This is a genomic window from Chitinophaga nivalis (assembly GCF_025989125.1).
GTDB lineage: Bacteria > Bacteroidota > Bacteroidia > Chitinophagales > Chitinophagaceae > Chitinophaga > Chitinophaga nivalis.
Genome location: NZ_JAPDNR010000001.1, coordinates 6,561,348 through 6,580,568 on the forward strand (window position 1 = coordinate 6,561,348; position 19,221 = coordinate 6,580,568).

Sequence of the window (19,221 nt, forward strand, 5' to 3'; positions counted from 1 at the left end):
AATAAGTGATCAACAATGTCTGTACATATATTAGGCATCCGGCACCACGGACCCGGATCTGCCAGGAATGTGAAAGCATTTCTGGAAGCACTCCAGCCAGACATCGTACTGGTAGAAGGCCCACCGGAAGCCGATGCCATCCTGCAATGGGCGGATCATGAAGACCTGCAGCCACCGGTAGCCATACTGGCTTATCAGCCAGATAGCCCGCAACAGGCCTGCTTCTATCCGTTCGCCGCCTTTTCACCGGAGTGGCAGGCGATACAATATGCCCGCCGGCAAAATATTCACGTCCGTTTCATGGACCTCCCCCTCGCGCATGTTTTTGCCCGGGAACAGGCAGAGAAAGCAGCCGCGGAGGCAGCCGCCAGCCAGGCAACACCGGATGCCGCTGACGATACCTCCCTAACGGCAACGCCTATGTGCTCCGCCGGCCAGGAAGTACCGGAAGTAGCTGTCGCCGACGAGGAAGCATTCACGCTCCCGCTGCGCCGCGATCCGATTTCACACCTCGCCGCCGCCGCCGGCTACGACGACGGTGAAAGATGGTGGGAACACATGTTTGAATACCGCCAGCAACCCGATCAGGTATTTGAAGCGGTACATGATGCCATGCAGGCCCTCCGGGAAGAACTGCCCGGCAACAATGATCCCCGCGAAGCCTTACGGGAAGCCTGGATGCGGAAAGTCATCCGGCAGGCGGAAAAAGAAATGTTCCAGCGTATAGCCGTGATATGCGGCGCCTGGCATGCCCCTGCCCTTTCCCACATGCCTAAAGCCAAAGAAGATAATGACCTGCTCAAAGGTCTGCCTAAAGTGAAAGTGGAATGTACCTGGATACCCTGGACGTATAACCGTTTAAGTTATGAAAGCGGTTATGGCGCCGGCATCCCCTCTCCCGGCTGGTACGAACACCACTGGCATCACCCGGCAGACGACGGCACCCGCTGGATGGCCCGCGTAGCCAGACTTTTCCGGGAGCAGCAACAGGATATTTCCGTGGCCCATGTCATGGAAGCCGTACGGCTGGCCAATGCACTGGCCTCCCTGCGCCACTATTCCCGGCCGGGACTGGAAGAGCTGAACGAGGCTACCCTCAGTGTACTCTGCAACGGGGAAGCCTTGCTGATGAAACTGATCCGGGAGGAACTGATTGTCAGCAACTGTATCGGCAGCGTACCGCTATCGGTACCCAAACCACCCCTCCAGGCAGACATCGAAAAGCTACAGAAAAAACTACGGCTGCCGCAAACAGCCGGCTTCAAAGACTATATCCTGGATCTGCGGAAAGACACTGATCTGGAGAGAAGTATTTTCCTGCACCGCCTGCAGCTGCTGGAAATTCAATGGGGTAAACGTTTTGAAATATCCGGCAAAGGTACCTTCAAGGAACAATGGCGTTTGCAATGGGACCCGGCACTGACCGTAGATATTATTGAAAAAGGGAACCAGGGGAATACCGTGGAGGAAGCAGCGGCGAAATTTGTGATCAGCCGGGCTGCGGCCACCGATACCCTCCGGGAAGTTTGTAGTATGCTGTCTTCCGCACTGCCGGCAGATCTGCCAGTCGTAGCGGATGTATTGATACACCGGATCAACAACCTGGCGGCGGCGGCCGGAGATGTGTTGCAGCTGATGGAAGTCATTCCTGCCCTTGTCAATATCAGCCGTTATGGCAACGTGCGGAAGACCGACGCGGCCCTGGTAACCGGCATTGCAGAAAGTATGATCAGCCGCATCTGTATCAGCTTACCGGCTGCCTGCACAGCAGTGGCAGAAGAAGCCGCGCAATCGCTGCTGGACCTCTTCTACGCCATGAATGATGCCATCAGCCTGTTGCAGCAATCCGCACAAACGCACACCTGGCAGGATACCTTGCAAGCCATTGCCCGCAACCGGCAATCGGCGCCGGTGATCGCCGGCTATGCCACCCGGCTGCTGTTCGACTATAAGGTATGTACCGGCGAAGAGCTGGTGAAAACCTTTAGTGTAGCCATGTCCGTGGCCAGTCCGCCTGCAGAAGCGGCCGCCTGGCTGGAAGGTTTCCTGAAAGGCAGCGGCACCCTGCTGCTCCTGGATGAAGAACTCTGGGGAATGGTATATCAGTGGGTATTCCGGCTTGAAAATGATATTTTCATACAGGTATTGCCGTTATTACGCCGCACCTTTTCTAACTTTACCGCCCCGGAACGGAAAAAACTGGGTGATAAAGTGAAGACAGGAGGCACCGGTAACAGCCCATCCGCGCTCGTTTCCACCTCCGGACCGGATGCAATACGGGGGGCACAGGGTATTCCTGTGGTGATGCAGTTACTGGGATATTGAGCGGAAAAGAAACAGTTTATAAATCAGGTTCTGAAAAATTTATCACATGGAGGAACAGATGCGCAGATGGCGGCTGATCCTGGGAAGCGGAGAAAATGATGGTACCGCCTATACCCTGGACAAAACCGATCTGCAGATAGATAAAACACTGGAAGCACTGTACGACAGTACCCGGCAAGGCGGGCTGGGAGCCTCATCTCCCAATGTAAGCCGCTGGCTGGGAGACATCCGCAGCTATTTTCCGGCTTCCGTAGTACAGGTTATGCAGAAAGATGCCCTGCAACGCCTGCAGCTGACGGAGATGCTTTTTGAAAAAGAGATGCTGCAAAACGTGACACCGGATGTACACCTGGTGGCCACCCTGATGACATTAAGCCGCGTTATTCCCGAAAAAACCAGGGATACTGCCCGGCAGGTGGTACAGCAGGTGGTGGATGAACTGATGAAAAAACTGGCGCAGCCTATGCAACAGGCCATCAGCGGCAGTTTAAACCGGAGCATCCGCAACCGCCGGCCACGCCACAACGAAATCAACTGGCACCTCACCATCCGGCAAAACCTGCGGCACTACCAGCCGGCCTATCAGACGATCATCCCGGAAACGCTGATCGGATATGGCCGCAAACGGTCTGCCCTCAAGGATGTGGTATTATGTCTGGATCAGAGCGGCTCTATGGGGACCTCTGTTGTATATTCCGGTATCTTTGGCGCCGTAATGGCGACTATTCCGGCAGTGCGCACCAGAATGGTGGTATTTGATACTGCCGTGGCGGATCTTACGGAAGAACTGACCGACCCGGTAGACCTCCTGTTTGGCGTACAGCTGGGCGGCGGTACCGATATCCATGCCGCATTGCAATACTGTGAACAGATCATTACCCGGCCGGCAGATACCGTACTGGTAATGGTAACAGACCTGTTTGAAGGCGGAGACGACAAAAACATGCGTAAACGGTTTGCCAGCCTGGCAATGGCAGGCGTACAGGTAGTGGTACTGCTGGCCCTCAACGATGAAGGGGCGCCGGCCTACGACCATGAAAATGCACAGTTCCTCGCGGAACTTGGCATACCGGTATTTGCCTGTACCCCGGATAAATTCCCGGACCTGATGGCCATGGCACTCAGCAAACAGGATGTTGCGCAATGGGCTGCTAAAGAAGATATAGTGCTGAAAAAATAAATGAATCTATTTATACCTTATGCCGTATACAAAGGAAGCGATACTACCTCTTGTTGAACAACTAAAACAGTTTACTGACTATGAAGATACCCTCTACCCACACCTGCACGCGGGAATCGACTTCCTGACCGGAACAACATTTACCGTACCCGAATTTGCACAGCTCCACGAAGCTGCGCAGATGAACTACTTCCTTCCCTTACTACAGCTACCCGATCACTGGGACGATAACGACCGGCTGATCCTGCAGCTGCTGGCGCCCCCACTTACCTGGGCTGCCTGCCAGGAACGCTTTCTGCAAACCATCGTCCCCTTAATGGATGCTCCTGGCACCTCTTCATCCGTGGTACTGCGTTTCAGCTATTTCACCAGCTTCCTGCAGCAACGTGGCTGTACACCGGCAGCAATAGGCTCGCTCCTGATCAGCTATTCCGGCGATGGCAACAACTTTGACCTGGCGCCCTTAAAATTCACGCCGCTGCGTAAGTTCCTGCAAGACCTGATCAAAGGCGCAGAATGGGCCACGATAGATGATTACCTGCGTACCTGGAAACAAAAAGGCTGGAATTCGCTGTTCTACCGGCTACTCTCCAAAGGCCATCCCGACCGGGAAATGGAATACCTGGACAGTATCCTGCAACAGCACCGGCAACCTTATACCAACTATGAACTGATAAAGGTGTTGTTGCAAAACAACTTCCCTAAATATGAAACGGTAGTAGAAAGGGCCAATAATTTTTATACCACGGTACCCGATTATGCGGCCCTGCTAAACAGTTACCAACTCCTGGCCCGTCATCTCCCGGAAAAATATAATACACCGCTGATACAAACAGCCTATGCTTTCCTGGAAACACAGCATAACGGCATGGTTGCCCTGGATAACCAACCGGCAGCCGATAGCCCGGAAAATGAAGGCGGCTGGTTACCGCCGGGGGTGAGTGCGATTCAGCAACTGCTGCTGCTGGATACCGCCGGCGCCTTGTCTTACCTGGATCAGTATATATCAGATAAACATTACCTGCATCCGCAGGCCTTCCAGGTGATGAAAGACCTCCTGCAGGCCCGGGCAGTACCCTTGTTGCTACAGGCATTGGAAAATGATTACGATGCCCGTAATGTATTACCGGTATTGACTCAGCTGGACAAACAACTATACGAAGACCGGCTGTGGCCTTTCACCCTGCATAAACTGAAATCAGTTCGTTCGCTCGTTGCCGTTGTACTGGCCGATCATCCGCAGGCGCTGGAAAAAGCAGGCGAACTGTTGCTCCATAAAAAAGCGGAACAACGGTTAACGGCCGTACAAATCCTTTGCAAACTCAATACGGCAGCCGCACGCGAGCTGCTGCAACAAGCCTTACATAAAGAAATCAACGACGACGCCCGCGATATGATGCTGGAAGTACTGGGGGATACCCTTACCGGTATGGACGATATGGCGGCTGTTACCGAGCTGGTGGCCTTTGCCAGAAAAAGAGGTAAACTCTCCCGGTTCCCGGAACCCTGGCTGGACGAAAGCACGCTTCCGCCGCTCTACCTCCTGGATGGCACCACGGCTACTTCGGATATGGTGCGTTTCCTGCTGTACCGCCTGTCGCGGATCAAAGAGATCCAGGTAGATATAGAAGCCCGGCCGTTATTACGTTTGGTAGATCAGTCCCGTAGCGGCGGTTTTGCGGCCCATCTCTTTAAATTATATACCGATAAAGGTGGGGAAGCCCGACTGCGATACCTGATGGTACTGGCAGCCCTGACAGGAGATGATGCCCTGGTGGAAAGCCTGCATAGGTCTATCTACCAATGGATAGAAGAAAAACGTCTGAAACAGGCCGAACACGGCGTGGCAGCACTGGCCCTGCAAGGCAGCCTCAATGCCTTGCGTGCTGTGGAGTTCCTGTCGCGCAAGTACCAGATGCGGCGGCCTCAGGTTGGCGCTGCCGCGGCGGCGGCCTTACAACAGACAGCTACCGAAGCTGGTATCAGCCTGCATGAACTGGGCGACCGCCTCGTACCGGATTTTGGTTTCCGGGGCTTATTCCGCCCGTTTGCAGTCAGGGATGAAATTTATCATGCTGGTATCGACAGCCAGTTTAAGCTGACCTATTTCAACAAAAATAAACGGCAGCTTAAAGCTATGCCGGCTGCGACGCCATCTCCTGTTAAAGAAACCTTTAAACGGATTGCCAAAGCCATCACGGAAACGGCTAAACTCCAATCGCAACGGCTGGAACATTACCTGGTCATCCAAAGAAAATGGACGGCTGCTCAATGGACGGCTTTATTCGGGCAGCACCCACTCATGTGTGCCTTTGCCACCCGCTTGTTATGGGGCGTATATGACGAACAGGAACAGCTGATCCAATGTTTCCGTTACCGCGAAGACACTGCCATGGAAAACCTTGCGGGAGAAACGGTTGTCATCCCCGCCAGGGCCACGGTACGTATCCTGCACCCCTTGTACCTGGATGCTACGACCTTACAGCAATGGAAACAGCAATTTGCAGCGCTGGGCATGTTGCCGGTATTTCCGCAGCTGGACCGCCCCGTTGCAGCCCTGTCGCCCATACAAGCCGATAGCACTGTGATACATGATTTTGAAGACATCTCCCTGGAAAGTGAAGTGTTACATCAGCTCATGGACCAGAAAGGCTGGAAACTCTCGGAAGGCAATGATGGTAAATACATGTATGTATTCCACAAAACAGATGATGAAAACCAGCTGGAAGTGATCATGGAAATGAGCGGCGTATACCAGGAAGATGCGGCCTCATGGCGGATGGGCAAACTGTATTTTGTAGACCGGACCAAAACGCAGCAACGCTGGTTCCGTACTACAGATAAAGAAGTAGCCACCGGCCTGTTACCATTACATAGTGTGCCACCGGTATTTTATTCGGAAGCCATCACAGATATTACGGTGTCCAGGGAAAAAATGAGCTTATCGTAGTTACTGGCAATCATGGGATTTTATTTGTATTTTTTCGCTTTATACAGTGAACAGGTAAAACTCATTTATGCAGAAGCTACATTCCCTGCTGTCAGGAGGACTATTACTCCTCCTGACAGTTACCACTCTCCGGTTACAAGCGATACACCTCATTCCCCAGCCATCGGCTGTAAAAACATTACCCGGTCGTTTTAATTTATCCGGCGCTACGGTGATTATAGCCGGCAACAATACTACCGCAGCTACCCTGCTCCAACAAACTCTTCGCGCAGACCATCAGTTATCCTTATCTGTTAAAACAGCAGCCCGCCATAATTATATCCGGCTGACCACAGATGCGGGATTGTTAAAAACAATTGGTACAGAAGGCTACCTGCTGCAGGTACAGCCGGATCATATCCGGATAACCGCCGCCAGCAACACAGGTATTTTCTATGGTATCCAATCACTCCGGCAGCTGATTATGCCGCAGGAACAAGCCTATGCCATTGATGCCGTGGAGATAACCGACAAGCCACGTTTCAGCTGGCGGGCTTTTATGCTGGATGAAGGCCGTTACTTTAAAGGCCCTGCTGCCGTAAAACGTTTGCTGGATGAAATGGCCTTACTGAAAATGAATGTGTTTCACTGGCATCTCACCGATGACCAGGGATGGCGTATTGAAATCAAAAAATATCCGCTGCTCACGCAGGTAGGTAGTAAACGCGATTCCACCCAAACCGGCGGCTGGAACAGCCCTACCTATGATGGCAAGCCACATGCAGGCTATTACACCCAGGAAGAAATCCGGGATATTATCCGGTATGCTGCCGACCGGCACATTACCATTGTACCTGAAATAGAAATGCCCGGACATGCCAGTGCAGCCATCGCTGCTTATCCCTGGCTGGGCACCCGGCATCAGCCGATTACTGTACCGGTAAAATTCGGCGTACAATACGATGTGTTTAATGTAGCAGATCCGAAAGTAATCGGCTTCCTGCAAGACGTTCTGCAGGAAGTCATGGCCTTATTCCCTTCCAAAGTCATTCATATTGGCGGTGATGAAGTAAAATATGATCAATGGAAGGCCGATGCCGGTGTAAATGCCTATATGCAGGCGCATCAGCTCCGGACACCAGCGGATCTGCAAATAGCCTTTACCAATCGTATTTCCAATTACCTCGCAGGCAAACAACGCCGGATGGCAGGCTGGAATGAGATTATGGGCCATAAACTGCATGAGTATACCGATACGGCAGATGTATCTGCCAAAGAAAAGCTGGCTGCCGGTACGATTGTGCAATTCTGGAAAGGCGAACTACAGCTGATTACAGAAGCCGTTGCCAAAGGCTATGAGGTGATCAACTCCTATCATGCCATGACTTATCTCGATTATAGCTACGAGGAAATTTCATTGGAAAAAGCCTTCCGGTTTGATCCGGTACCAACCGGGCTGGATCCGAAGTATCAGGCAAAAATACTGGGTAGCGGCTGCCAGATGTGGGGCGAGTGGATACCAGATGAAAAAGCGATGCAGCACCAGGTATATCCGCGGCTGGCAGCCTATGCCAACAGCGACTGGGCGGAACCTGCCAATAAGGATTTTGAAAATTTCAAGTCCGCGCTGACTTATTTCCTCCAACGCTGGAAAACAGCACAATAATATCAATAACGTATATACACCAGCGTGATCCGCCCGGATCATCTGGTGTATATACATTACTCAGGGTTTTCTTTGCAGTATTTTTTCGTGACCTTTTGGCGAGAACAGGGTATATACCACTTCCCGTCTATCATGTGTGGCAAGTGCTTCCGGACTTCCTTCCCCGACGACCGGGAAAGACCTTACCAATGACCGGCCTTTAATATAAAATGTATCGGCGCCTTTATACTCCTTATCCTGTAAGGTATCCAAGGCAATGCTACTGATACGGGTTGCCTGTTTTCCGTTGAGTTCAAAGGCATATATTTTACCGTATCGTCCGGTGCCGGCTGATACCATATAACAATAGAGTTCAGGAGCGCCATTTGCATCCAGATCTGCCACCATCATATTTTTCATATCTCCTTTCACATCTCTTTCCACAATGCTGTCTGCCCGGGTGGTATCCTTTCTATTGCCTACGGCGATGATCAGGTTATGTATATTACCGTCATTTTTTGTCAGTGCGGTAATACGATAGTTACCTGTTACCGTATCCTGCCGGAAGGCAATTTCCGGTTTATCACGTACCGGCGCAGCCGTAATGGTGCTGTCTTCCTGCTGCGGTGTATCTGATTTCAACGGGTTATTGCAGGCAGCACCTATGACTACTGCTAATCCACATATAAAAAAGATATGGTTTGTACATTTCATGCTGACCGGTTTTACATCTTTTATTTCCTTTTGTGTTTGTCTGCTTTGGTGTCTTTACGATGATGCGTGGTATGGCTTCCCTTATCATCCTGTTCTTCATTTTTCCGGCTATCCAGGTTGTCTCTTATATCCGGACGGATCGCATTGGAATTAGGTTGTTGCCTGTTATGGCGACCGCCCTCATTTTTACTGTGTTTCATAAGATACATTTTGGTGAAAAATCGGTTATACAGATCATGCCACAAAAGCAGTGCCTTAATGCCACTCCGGCTATTAGTGGTTTATCCGCACAACCCTGTTTATCTGTTTCCCCTGAATGACGGACAAAATCCACAGCCGGCAAAGCTCCCCAGCTAAATATGCTGTGTCTGTATAAACGCTTAACCGGATTGGTGTCAACCAGTTACCGGCACACCAGCCTATTCCGTTGTAAAATGTGCATGAAATATGTTACGATAGTGATGACTATGTACAACTATACTATAAAAAAATATAAATATCCATATATGAAAAACCTAAGCGTGACAGCCGGAGTAATAACAGTTTTTCTGGTATGTTTTCTTTTACTGCCGCCTACGCAGCATCCGCTGCAGGCCGCACCGGAAGCCATGTACGCCACTGTTATTCAACCGGATACCGTTCCGGGCCGACGACTGGATACCAGTTTCAGCACACATCCGTACAAAAAGAAAGCGTGGAAAAAACAACCGGTAGAAAAGCCGGTGAAAGAAAAGAGAGACAGTACGGGTAGGGAGCGGTATTGAGGAGGTAGGTACCATCAATAACGGGAGATCAGATGCCAACATCTTTTCTCCCGTTATTTGTTATAAAGAATATTATTTTTCCAGCTGGCCAAACAGCCCGTTCTTATAATCTTCGATCGCCTGATCCGTTTCTGCAGCCGTATTCATGACAAAATTATCTTTTGCAGCTACCGGCTCATTGATTGGTTCGGCGCAAAGATACAACAGGCGGGTATTTTCGTCTGCCTTGATATGGATATCAGCTTGTTCATCTTCCTTATCAAAAACAACCAGGTGATAACCTGTTACTGTTGTACCGTTCACGGTTACCTGACCATCCACTATATATAGCAATGTCCAATAACCACGTGTAGCCGTGAGGGTTACTTCTTTACCGGCTTCCACATTTCCCCAGATGGCGGTAATGGGTGTGAAATTTTTCAGCGGGCCGGTTTTATTTTCATAATCCCCGCTGACCAGCGTCAGCTGTACGCCTGGCGCTACTGCTACCGGTGGCATTTCATTACCGGTTACATATTGATAATAAGGATCTTCCCATTTATTGGCAGCCGGCACATTGAACCACAGCTGTAATAATTCATAGTTGCCTCCTTTCGCGAGGAATTCCGGAGAAGGTCCTTCACTATGCAGGATACCTTTACCGGCAAACATCCACTGTACATCTCCTGCCGTCACCGTCATGGCATTACCGGCATTATCGCGGTGAAAACCTTGCCCCTGCAACATGAAGGTAACCGGTGCAAAACCGCGGTGCGGATGCGGGTGCAGCCGCTCTTCCGGCGAACCAGCCGCATAGAACTTAGGCGGCATATGATGCAATACGATAAAAGGGCTGGCAAAACGGAACTGCATCGTAGGCAATGATTGCCGTACTACTTCTGTATCCGTGATGTGTTTTTCCCGGCCTTCCAGTACGTGCAGAATTTTCTTTTCCATAAAAAATATTTTATCGGATCAACTTCAGGCGCGCTTTCTCCACGGAGCTCCGGAACATCTTCAGGATGAGGACTTCATAGTCTTCGATCACCAGCACTTCACCTTCCCGGGGAATATTGCCGTGGATGTAGTTAATTAAACCGGAAAGGGTTTCATAATGTTCACTTTCCGGCAGCGGATAAGGTAACAGTTCATTGATATCCGCGAGGTATTCGTGGGCACTTACGAGATAGGTATTATCATCTTTCTGTTCTACGATCGGCGTTTCATGATCATGTTCATCCTGTATATCCCCTACCAGTTCTTCCAGGATATCTTCCATCGTCACAATACCTTCCGTATCGCCGAATTCGTTGGTTACGACGGCCATCTGCAGGCGTTGCAGCTGAAAAGTACGGAGCAGGTCCTTTATTTTCATACTGTCCGGCACATAAAATACCGGCTTCAGGATATCGCTGATATGCTGCAGCGACTTGTCGTGTACGCCCCGCATGAGGTCTTTCGTATAGATAACCCCTTTCAGTTCATCCAGGGAACCATGGTAAACAGGATATCTGGAATAACCATCTGCCAGCACCTGATCAATCAGTTGCTCCAGTGGCAGGTTAATATCCAGGGCAGAAATATCTTTCCGGTGGGTCAGGATTTCCTTTACCCGGCTGTCGTCAAATTCGAATACGTTTTGTATCAGCTCCCGTTCCGTTTCTTCAATAGCGCCACCTTCCTGGCTTTCAGAGATGATGAGTTTCAATTCTTCTTCTGAGTGTATTTCCGATTCACCGGCAGGTGTAATACCAATGAGCCGCAGGATACTGTTGGCAAAGCCATTGAGCATCCAGATAAAAGGACGGAAGATAACAAAGAGTACCCGCATGGGGATTGCCACAGCCAATGTTGTGGGCAATGGTTTACGGATGGCAAATGATTTAGGCGCCAGTTCTCCGAAAACAATATGCAGGATGGTAATAATCGTGAAGGCGATAGCGACTGCAATCCAATGCGTGGCGGCTACCGATATGCTGATACCCAGGTTACCCATTACTTTCAATACGATGGCTGTCATCACCGATTCTCCGACCCAGCCCAGGCCCAGGGATGCCAGGGTGATACCCAACTGGGTAGCTGCCAGGTAACCATCGAGGTTGCCCAATATCCGCTTGGCCGCAGCAGTTGCTCTTTTGCTGGATGTGGAGCCTTTACTGTTGATCTGAGAGGAGCGCACTTTAACGATGGCAAATTCCGCCGCTACAAAAAAACCGTTTAATAAAACCAGAACAATAGTCCAGAAAAGTTGCCAAAGCATGTATATGGTAAATTGGTTCGCAAGGCCAAATATAGGCAAATCATTTTTGATACGTCTGGCTGATTTACGGGAACGACGGGTGATATCTTATAAAATCCTTATGCAGTGGGCAGATAAGCCGTTTTTCTACAGCTTGATTTTTTCCGGAAGATGCCTGGCTACGATTACCCGCCGGGAAATGATAGTCAGCAAAATGCAGCAGTAAGATGCCCACCCTATCCGGGTAAATTTTATTTTTCTGCACTATTTAGTCCACTTATTTCATAGAGTTTATGTATTTTTGATGAAATAGGGCTGGCATATCATTTTTATTGTCTAATGGAGAAAGTAATTACCACGACCACTCCCGCTGTCACCGCAGCCGGAACACAACATAATGCGGCTATTCCGCCGGCATTGACCCAAACAGGCTCCCATTCTTCCGAAAACGGCGTTGCCAAAAAACAACGATGGACCTATGGACTGGCAGGTTTAATACTGCTCACCATTGTGCTGGGTATTGCCTGGTGGCAGGCGCCTGCCTTCCGCACTTATGTGGCAGATATTCCGCCTACTTTTTATTATTTCCTGGGTGCAGGCTTCGTATTCGCCATGATCGACGGCGCCATCGGGATGTCGTATGGTATTACCTCTACCACCTTCTCCCTGTCGATGGGTATTCCGCCGGCTTCTGCCAGCACCGCCGTACATATCTCCGAAATTCTCAGCAATGCCATTGCCGGATGGATGCATTTCAAAATGGGCAATGTCAATAAAAAACTGTTTAAGATCCTGATCTTTCCGGGTATTGCCGGTGCGGTGATCGGAGCTTACCTCCTCTCCTCACTGGAACATTATGCAGCCTATACCAAACCGCTGGTATCGCTGTATACGCTGATACTGGGTACTATCATTCTGCTGCGTGCCATCCGTGCACAACGACAAAAACATGCGGGCAACAAAATAAAACGTATTGGCCTGCTGGGTTTCGGAGGTGGGTTTATTGATGCCATCGGTGGTGGCGGATGGGGCTCTATTGTATTATCCTCGTTGATTGCAGGACGCAGACATCCCCGTTTTTCCCTGGGCACGGTAAAGGCTACCCGCTTTTTCATTGCGATGCTCAGTTCCCTCACTTTTGTGACCGTATTGTCTTATGTACACTGGGATGCCGTACTGGGATTGGTCATTGGCAGTGCGATCGCTTCTCCCATTGCTGCGCGGGTATCCAACAAAATATCTGCTAAAACCATTATGGTGGCGGTAGCGGTGATTGTTATCGTCGTGAGTATGAAAAGTATTTATTCGTTCCTGCTAAAGGTATTGTAAGCTTATTCATTGATGACCGTCTCGTTGACCTGCAGGGTAATCGGCTGATTGATTTCGTAACGCACCCAGGCCCGGATAGTCACTTCATCCCGGTCGTTGAAAGGTTTTGCAGGCAGGTACCTGTTGGCGATTTCCACTTTGATTTCTGCGGTTCTGTCTTCAAAGATATAGGTAGTACCACGCAGTTTTCCGGTAATATAGCCGGTTATTTTTACGGAAGTACTGTCGTAACTCAACTGCCGCGCATTTTTCATCACCTCTCCTACGGTGTAATTACGTTGCCATATTCCGGCCGTAACACCTAACAAACAGAGCAGCAAGCTTTTCATGATGGTTCCTTTTAATTGATGGATCTGCCTGTGGTAACAGTTACCAGCGTAAATTGTTCATAGCCCGGATCCGATATTTTTCGCGAAGATAACAAGACCGGACCTTTTGGGAGGTTAAATTTATGCTCCCAACCGATCCGGTCTTGTTAATCATGTTTTGCGATGGCTACATTTCACATACAATCTCCTGCGCCTGCCGGATAGCTGCTTTACCGGCATCAATGAATACACATCCTTTTTTATAGCCGGCATCGTAGTGCCAGCCGGATAATGGCTTGCCATTCAGCAATACCCTGGCTGGTTTGCGGGTGGTAAACACTTCCAGGCGGATATGTCTTGCCGCCAACTGCCCCTGATAACTACCGGTGGTCGCGCCCAGTTGTACCCGGATACGATCGGTTGTTCCGGTACTGGTGATGGACGTATAGGCAAAAGCGTTATCCTTTTTATACGCGAGCGTAGCACCATCATCTTCATACAATTTAAAATGACCGGCTGCGCCAGGGTATATTTCCAGGGTAAGGGTATCTTTTGGTTTTTCCCGGTCGTACAACATCGCCGGATACTTCGGAATGATGGCGCCGGCTTTTACAAACAGGGGCAACTTATCCAGTGGTGCCGCAAAGTTATTGAGCCACTGTCCGCCCGTATAGGCGGTACCGTTATCGTAGTCTGTCCAGGTACCGGCAGGCAGATAAATGCTATCGCGTTTTTCTTCATCCTTGTATACCGGCGCTACCAGCAGGTATTCGCCGCTCATGAACTGGTATTGTGTAGCCCGGCCCCAGGTAGTGGTATCTGCCGGGTATTCCAGCACCATGGCACGACATACCGGCGTACCCGTTTCATAGGCTTCCCGGCAATAGGAATACATATAAGGCGTTAAACGCATTTTCAGCTGCATGTATTTGCGGTTGATATCCGTATAAGGTTCTCCGTGGGACCAGGGTTGTTTACCTGTTTTGGCCCAGCCGCTGATAGACATATATACCGGCGTGAAACTTTTCCACTGCAGATCCCTCACATAGGTTTTGGCGCTGCCTTTGAAAATGCCATCCACATCGCCGGTTGCATAGTTGAAGCCAGACAGGCCACTGCCAATCACCGTGGGAATGTGGAACCGGATGTATTCCCAGTTACCGCTCTGATCGCCGCTCCACACGGTAGCATACCGCTGTGTACCTGCCCAGCCGGCCACACACCATACAAAGCCGCGGGCATCTGCATTTTGTTCAATGCCGTTAAATGCAGCACGGGTACCATCCAGGCCCCATTTATAGCCAGGGCCTACCCAGGCTACATCCAGTTTCATACAGCGGGTACCGAAACGACCTACTTCGTCTTTTATTTTTTCCACCCCGTTTTCTGTCCACAGGCCAGTATAAAAACCCAGCTGGTGCAAGCGCTGTACCACAGTATCCAGCCCCTGATAACCGCAGCCATAGCCATCATTCGGCAATATCCAGCCACCCGGCATATTTTTCTCCCGGTATACCTGTGCAATTTTGCTGATTACATCGCCGGTTACACCTTTTTTATTGTAACAGTCCGCGTCGCCAAATTCCAGGCCCCAACGGGGTACCATAAAAGGCCGGCCGGTAACATGCGTATATTGTTCCAGCACTGCTTTTAAACCAGGACCGTAAAAGTAGTAAGCATCGTATTCGTGGCCTTCATGCTGCAACAGTACCGTATCTTTAAAAGCATAGCTGCCTTTGTTGAAGGTGTTCCGGAAGATGCCGTATCCGGCTGTACTCACAAAGAACGGCGCCGGATTGGAAGTGGTGTTGGCGCCCCAGTTGCCGAAATTATTGCGGATGTTCACGGTGCTGTCGCGGTGCGAGAAGTTACCATTCTGCATACCACCGCCATAGAAATAATCCGTTGCTCCCCGACGCAGTGATTCCGTGGCCTGTTCTCCCAGGCTAATAGGAGCCGTTTCTTCCATAATCAGTTTACCGGTTTTATCGTACATGGCTATACGAAACGGTGCTTTCTGTATCTGCAGGGTCACCTTCGCAGTATTGACTTCATAATAGCTTTTTTTATCTTTCAGCTGGTATTTTACCGGCTGATCGCCATTCCATACCACCATCCCCTTGTCGGTAGCTTCCTCAAAGCGGCCATCGGAGCTGACCTGCAGGCGGAAGATATCTGCCGCCACCCAATGCAGCTGTACAAAGGCATTACCGAGGGTAAACTGCAGCTTACCCGGCAACTGTTTTAATTGCTGAATACCGGTCAGTGGTACTGTTTTCAGGAGCAGGTGGGTAGCCAGTGTATTATTAGCGATATTACCATCCTGCGGCAACAGGGCTGTTACCTGCAGCGGCCAGATACCTTTGCTTTCCAGGTTAGCCGTTTCCAGCAGCACATCGCGGATAGCATAGGGCTGTAGCGGCTCCCGGTCGAAAGGCACTGTGATCGTTTTGACAGCAGCACCATATCCCAGGGTGTATTGCACCTGCACGGGTGCTGCCACCGGTTCGGTACCCAGGTTGGTCACCCGGATGGTGATGGGTTCCTTTGCCGAAAATTTATCTTTTCCGTTGAGCGGTGTCACTACGTTGGTGATAGCGATATCGCGCGGAAATACCTGTTCATAGGTGGCCAGGAATATTTTTCCGTGGAGGGTACCTTTCTGATCTTTCACCACATTACCTGTGCCTTCATCAAAAGTATAATAGTGCAACAGGTGGGCATATTCCGGATCCTGTGCATTGACCGCCTTAAAGGCCAGCCGGGCAATGGTTTCCGGGGATAACATTTTATCCCACATCCGCAGCTCATCTACCGTAGCGTTGAGGGTACCGAAACCATCGGCATCCAGTCCGATCTGGGTGAGTGGCAACGGAATACTTTTATCGATGCGCTGTACAAACTTACCATCTACATAGAGGGAGGTGTGCGCCGTATCTGCCACGAGGGCAATATGTGTTAACTTCCCTACCGGCAGTTCATAATCAAAAAATACATCAAACTGTCCTTTTTTGGTCAGCCCGATTTTATTGGTATTATTATACTGCTCTATCCGGATGCCGGATTCGTAATCGCCAGCAGTCAGCAAGGTAGCGTAGGTGGTTACTTTGTTGCGGCTCACCAGGCACTCCACAGTATAAGGTGGCGGCACATCTTTCCCATTCAGTTCCACAAAGTTACTGGCGCCGTTAAAGCGTAGCCGGTGCTGTGCGGAAACGTCAGCAGCGGTGATCGTCAGCAGGGCGCATAAAAGCCCTCCCAACACCAGGAGGTGTAATGGAATTCTTCTCATTGTTCACTTTTAATTAACAGAACGTTAAAATTACTGATCAGAATTGAGATTTCCGCTATAAATTGTAACCACATTAAATTTCAGGATATGGAATTCCTCAAAACATACCGCAGCATGTTCTGGTTGCTGGGGGGTATTATCGCAGGCAGTATAGCCGGTGTATTAGCTGGCGACCAGGTAGTCATATTTAAGCCCATAGGCGATATTTTCCTGAATCTCTTGTTTACCGCCATCATACCACTGGTATTTTTTGCCATCTCCTCCGCTATTGCACATATTGATGCCTCCAATAAACTGGGGCGTGTATTGGGCGTCATGTCGCTCGTATTTCTCAGCACCATCCTGATTTCCGGCTTTCTTACCATCGTAGCCGTGTGGATTTTTCCGATCCATCAGCCCGTAACGTTGAGCAAGGCAGCAGACCTGGGCTCATCCGGTAACTTCGGGGAACAGCTCACACAGCTTCTTACAGTGAGTGAGTTTTATGAGCTGCTCTCCCGTAAAAAGATGTTGCCGTTTATTATTTTCTCGGTGCTCATTGGACTGGCAGCGATGCGTTCCGGTGAGCGGGGTGTTGCCTTCCGGCAGTTTTTGTATGCCGGCAATGAAGTGATGAAAGACCTGCTCACCCTCATTATGAAAGTAGCGCCGCTGGGCCTGGGCGCCTACTTTGCCTATCAGGTAGGCACAGTAGGGCCGCAGCTGTTTGGTACCTATGCCCAGTCGCTGGGCCTCTACTATGGTTTTGGCATATTTTATTTTGTGGTTGGTTTTAGTTTTTACGCTTTTGTGGCCGGTGGTACCACCGGTATTAAAATATTCTGGAAAAACAACATTCTTCCTACTCTCACTGCTGTGGGTACCGGCAGTAGTATTGCCACTATTCCTGCCAACCTGGAAGCCGTTGCCCGGATGGGTGTACCGGCCAATATAGGCAATGTGGTGGTACCTCTGGGTGCCTCGCTGCATAAAGATGGCTCCAGTATTTCTTCCATCATCAAGATGGCCGTTGTATTCGGCATGTTCGGCAAGGGCTTCGACAGTCCGGAGATCATCTTCATGGCACTGGGTGTTACGGTACTGGCAAGCATTGTAGAAGGTGGTATTCCCAATGGTGGTTATGCAGGGGAAATGCTTGTTATGAGCGTATATGGGTTCCCGATAGAAGCCCTTCCCCCACTGATGATTATTGGTACCCTGGTAGATCCGCTGGCAACGATACTGAATGCCACGGGCGACAACGTTTGTGCTATGCTGACAGCGCGTTTTCTACCAAAGCAGGTACCGGCAACCGCTTAAATGCCTGTTCCAGATCGGCCAGCAGATCCGCTTTTTCTTCCAGTCCTACGGACAGGCGGATCAGGCTATCGCTTACACCGGCGGCTCTTCTTTTCTCTGCCGGAATAGATTTATGGGTCATTTCAGCGGGATGGCACAACAGGCTTTTAATCCCACCCAGGCTTTCCGCCAGTTTAAAATATTGGGTAGATGTTACAAATGCAGTGGCTGCAGCAGCAGTATTTTCTTTTAAGGTAAAAGAGATAATCCCCCCAAACCCTTTACTCTGGCGTTTTGCCAGCTCATGTCCCGGATGGGAAGGTAATCCCGGATAGTATACTTTATCTACGGCCGGATGTTCTGCCAGGTATTCCGCAATGGCCTGTGCATTGATGCCATGTTGTTTTACGCGCAGGTGCAAGGTTTCGAGGCCACGTATGAGGAGGAAACTATCGAATGGAGACAGGATCGCGCCACAGGCATTCTGATAGAATTTTATTTCAGCGGCCAGTTGTTCCGTTTTGGCAATCACCACACCGGCAATGAGGTCGCTGTGACCGCCGAGGTATTTGGTGGCGCTGTGGATGACCAGGTCAGCACCCAGTTCCAGCGGCTTTTGCAGTACCGGGGAGGCGAAGGTATTGTCCACACAAAGCAAACAGTTGTGTGCTTTGGCGATGCGCGCAATGGCGGCGATGTCTGATATTTTCAGCGTTGGGTTGGTGGGCGTTTCCAGCCATATGAGCCGGGTCGCCGGTGTAATGGCGTTGAATACGGCCTGTGTGTCTGCTGTATCTACATAGGTTACTTTGATACCGAATTTCTCATATACTTTATGAAACAGGCGGAATGCGCCGCCATAAATATCATCTACAGCTACAATTTCATCGCCGGATTGCAGGAGCTTAATGATGGCATCGATGGCCGCCAGGCCGCTGGCAAAGGCAGATGCAGCCGCGCCTCCTTCCAGTTGTGCAATTATTTTTTCCGCGGCTTCCCGGGTAGGATTATTGGAGCGGGCATAGTCGTATCCTTTATTAACACCGGGTGCTTCCTGCACAAAGGTGGATGTCTGGTAGATAGGAACAGCGATAGCGCCTGTTTGCGGGTCTACGGGGATAGCATGAATCAGTTCTGTGATAGTACTCATCTTTGTTGGATTTTTAGTTTGATGAAAATTTGATTAAACATTGTCCGGTAAATGGAGCCTATCAGAAAAGCGGGGCATAGTGCTGCGAC

General features: G+C 50.1%; 14 protein-coding genes. 7 read left to right on the forward strand and 7 right to left on the reverse strand.

Translation table 11 applies throughout. The features are described 5' to 3' along the window. The first annotated feature begins 15 nt into the window (after positions 1-15). The 4 genes from OL444_RS24155 (at position 16) to OL444_RS24170 (ending at position 8,100) form a co-directional block, all read left to right on the forward strand. Positions 16-2,325 (forward strand): DUF5682 family protein, encoded by a 2,310-nt coding sequence (locus OL444_RS24155; protein ID WP_264729265.1) that lies wholly within the window; start codon positions 16-18, stop codon positions 2,323-2,325. Positions 2,326-2,371: 46 nt separating this feature from the next. Then, a complete protein-coding gene (locus OL444_RS24160; protein ID WP_264729264.1) occupies positions 2,372-3,505 on the forward strand; it encodes a VWA domain-containing protein in 1,134 nt (377 codons plus the stop codon). Positions 3,506-3,524: 19 nt separating this feature from the next. Continuing rightward, a complete protein-coding gene (locus tag OL444_RS24165) occupies positions 3,525-6,455 on the forward strand; it encodes a DUF4132 domain-containing protein (RefSeq protein ID WP_264729263.1) in 2,931 nt (976 codons plus the stop codon). Positions 6,456-6,522: 67 nt separating this feature from the next. Then, the gene (locus OL444_RS24170; RefSeq protein ID WP_264729262.1) at positions 6,523-8,100 is read left to right on the forward strand and encodes a beta-N-acetylhexosaminidase; all 1,578 of its coding nucleotides are present in this window, start codon (positions 6,523-6,525) and stop codon (positions 8,098-8,100) included. Between the two features lie 60 nt (positions 8,101-8,160). On the opposite strand, the gene OL444_RS24175 is transcribed toward OL444_RS24170, so the two are convergent. Further along, positions 8,161-8,793 (reverse strand): hypothetical protein, encoded by a 633-nt coding sequence (locus OL444_RS24175; protein WP_264729261.1) that lies wholly within the window; start codon positions 8,791-8,793, stop codon positions 8,161-8,163. Between the two features lie 20 nt (positions 8,794-8,813). Next, positions 8,814-8,993: a hypothetical protein gene (locus OL444_RS24180; RefSeq protein ID WP_264729260.1), complete on the reverse strand. Its 180-nt coding sequence runs from the start codon at positions 8,991-8,993 to the stop codon at positions 8,814-8,816. A gap of 306 nt (positions 8,994-9,299) precedes the next feature. Here OL444_RS24180 and OL444_RS24185 point away from each other — a divergent pair, with 306 nt between their 5' ends. After that, positions 9,300-9,557: a hypothetical protein gene (locus tag OL444_RS24185; RefSeq protein WP_264729259.1), complete on the forward strand. Its 258-nt coding sequence runs from the start codon at positions 9,300-9,302 to the stop codon at positions 9,555-9,557. Between the two features lie 72 nt (positions 9,558-9,629). Here the strand turns inward: OL444_RS24185 and OL444_RS24190 are convergent, their stop codons facing one another. Both OL444_RS24190 and OL444_RS24195 read right to left on the reverse strand, forming a co-directional pair. Beyond that, the gene (locus tag OL444_RS24190) at positions 9,630-10,493 is read right to left on the reverse strand and encodes a pirin family protein (RefSeq protein ID WP_264729258.1); all 864 of its coding nucleotides are present in this window, start codon (positions 10,491-10,493) and stop codon (positions 9,630-9,632) included. A 10-nt stretch (positions 10,494-10,503) separates the two neighbouring features. After that, positions 10,504-11,796, reverse strand: a complete 1,293-nt coding sequence (locus OL444_RS24195; protein WP_264729257.1) for a hemolysin family protein — start codon at positions 11,794-11,796, stop codon at positions 10,504-10,506. A 318-nt stretch (positions 11,797-12,114) separates the two neighbouring features. Between OL444_RS24195 and OL444_RS24200 the strand changes: the two genes are divergently transcribed. Further along, positions 12,115-13,104, forward strand: a complete 990-nt coding sequence (locus OL444_RS24200) for a sulfite exporter TauE/SafE family protein (RefSeq protein WP_264729256.1) — start codon at positions 12,115-12,117, stop codon at positions 13,102-13,104. A gap of 2 nt (positions 13,105-13,106) precedes the next feature. On the opposite strand, the gene OL444_RS24205 is transcribed toward OL444_RS24200, so the two are convergent. Continuing rightward, positions 13,107-13,433 carry a NirD/YgiW/YdeI family stress tolerance protein gene (locus OL444_RS24205; protein ID WP_264729255.1) on the reverse strand — a complete coding sequence of 109 codons (327 nt, stop codon included), beginning with the start codon at positions 13,431-13,433 and terminating at the stop codon, positions 13,107-13,109. Positions 13,434-13,599: 166 nt separating this feature from the next. Beyond that, positions 13,600-16,704 (reverse strand): TIM-barrel domain-containing protein, encoded by a 3,105-nt coding sequence (locus tag OL444_RS24210; protein ID WP_264729254.1) that lies wholly within the window; start codon positions 16,702-16,704, stop codon positions 13,600-13,602. A gap of 87 nt (positions 16,705-16,791) precedes the next feature. Here OL444_RS24210 and OL444_RS24215 point away from each other — a divergent pair, with 87 nt between their 5' ends. Further along, positions 16,792-18,003, forward strand: a complete 1,212-nt coding sequence (locus OL444_RS24215; protein WP_264729253.1) for a dicarboxylate/amino acid:cation symporter — start codon at positions 16,792-16,794, stop codon at positions 18,001-18,003. Here the strand turns inward: OL444_RS24215 and OL444_RS24220 are convergent. Further along, positions 17,954-19,132 (reverse strand): trans-sulfuration enzyme family protein, encoded by a 1,179-nt coding sequence (locus tag OL444_RS24220; protein WP_264729252.1) that lies wholly within the window; start codon positions 19,130-19,132, stop codon positions 17,954-17,956. The two genes, OL444_RS24215 and OL444_RS24220, sit on opposite strands and share 50 nt — an antisense overlap. Positions 19,133-19,221 lie beyond the last annotated feature (89 nt).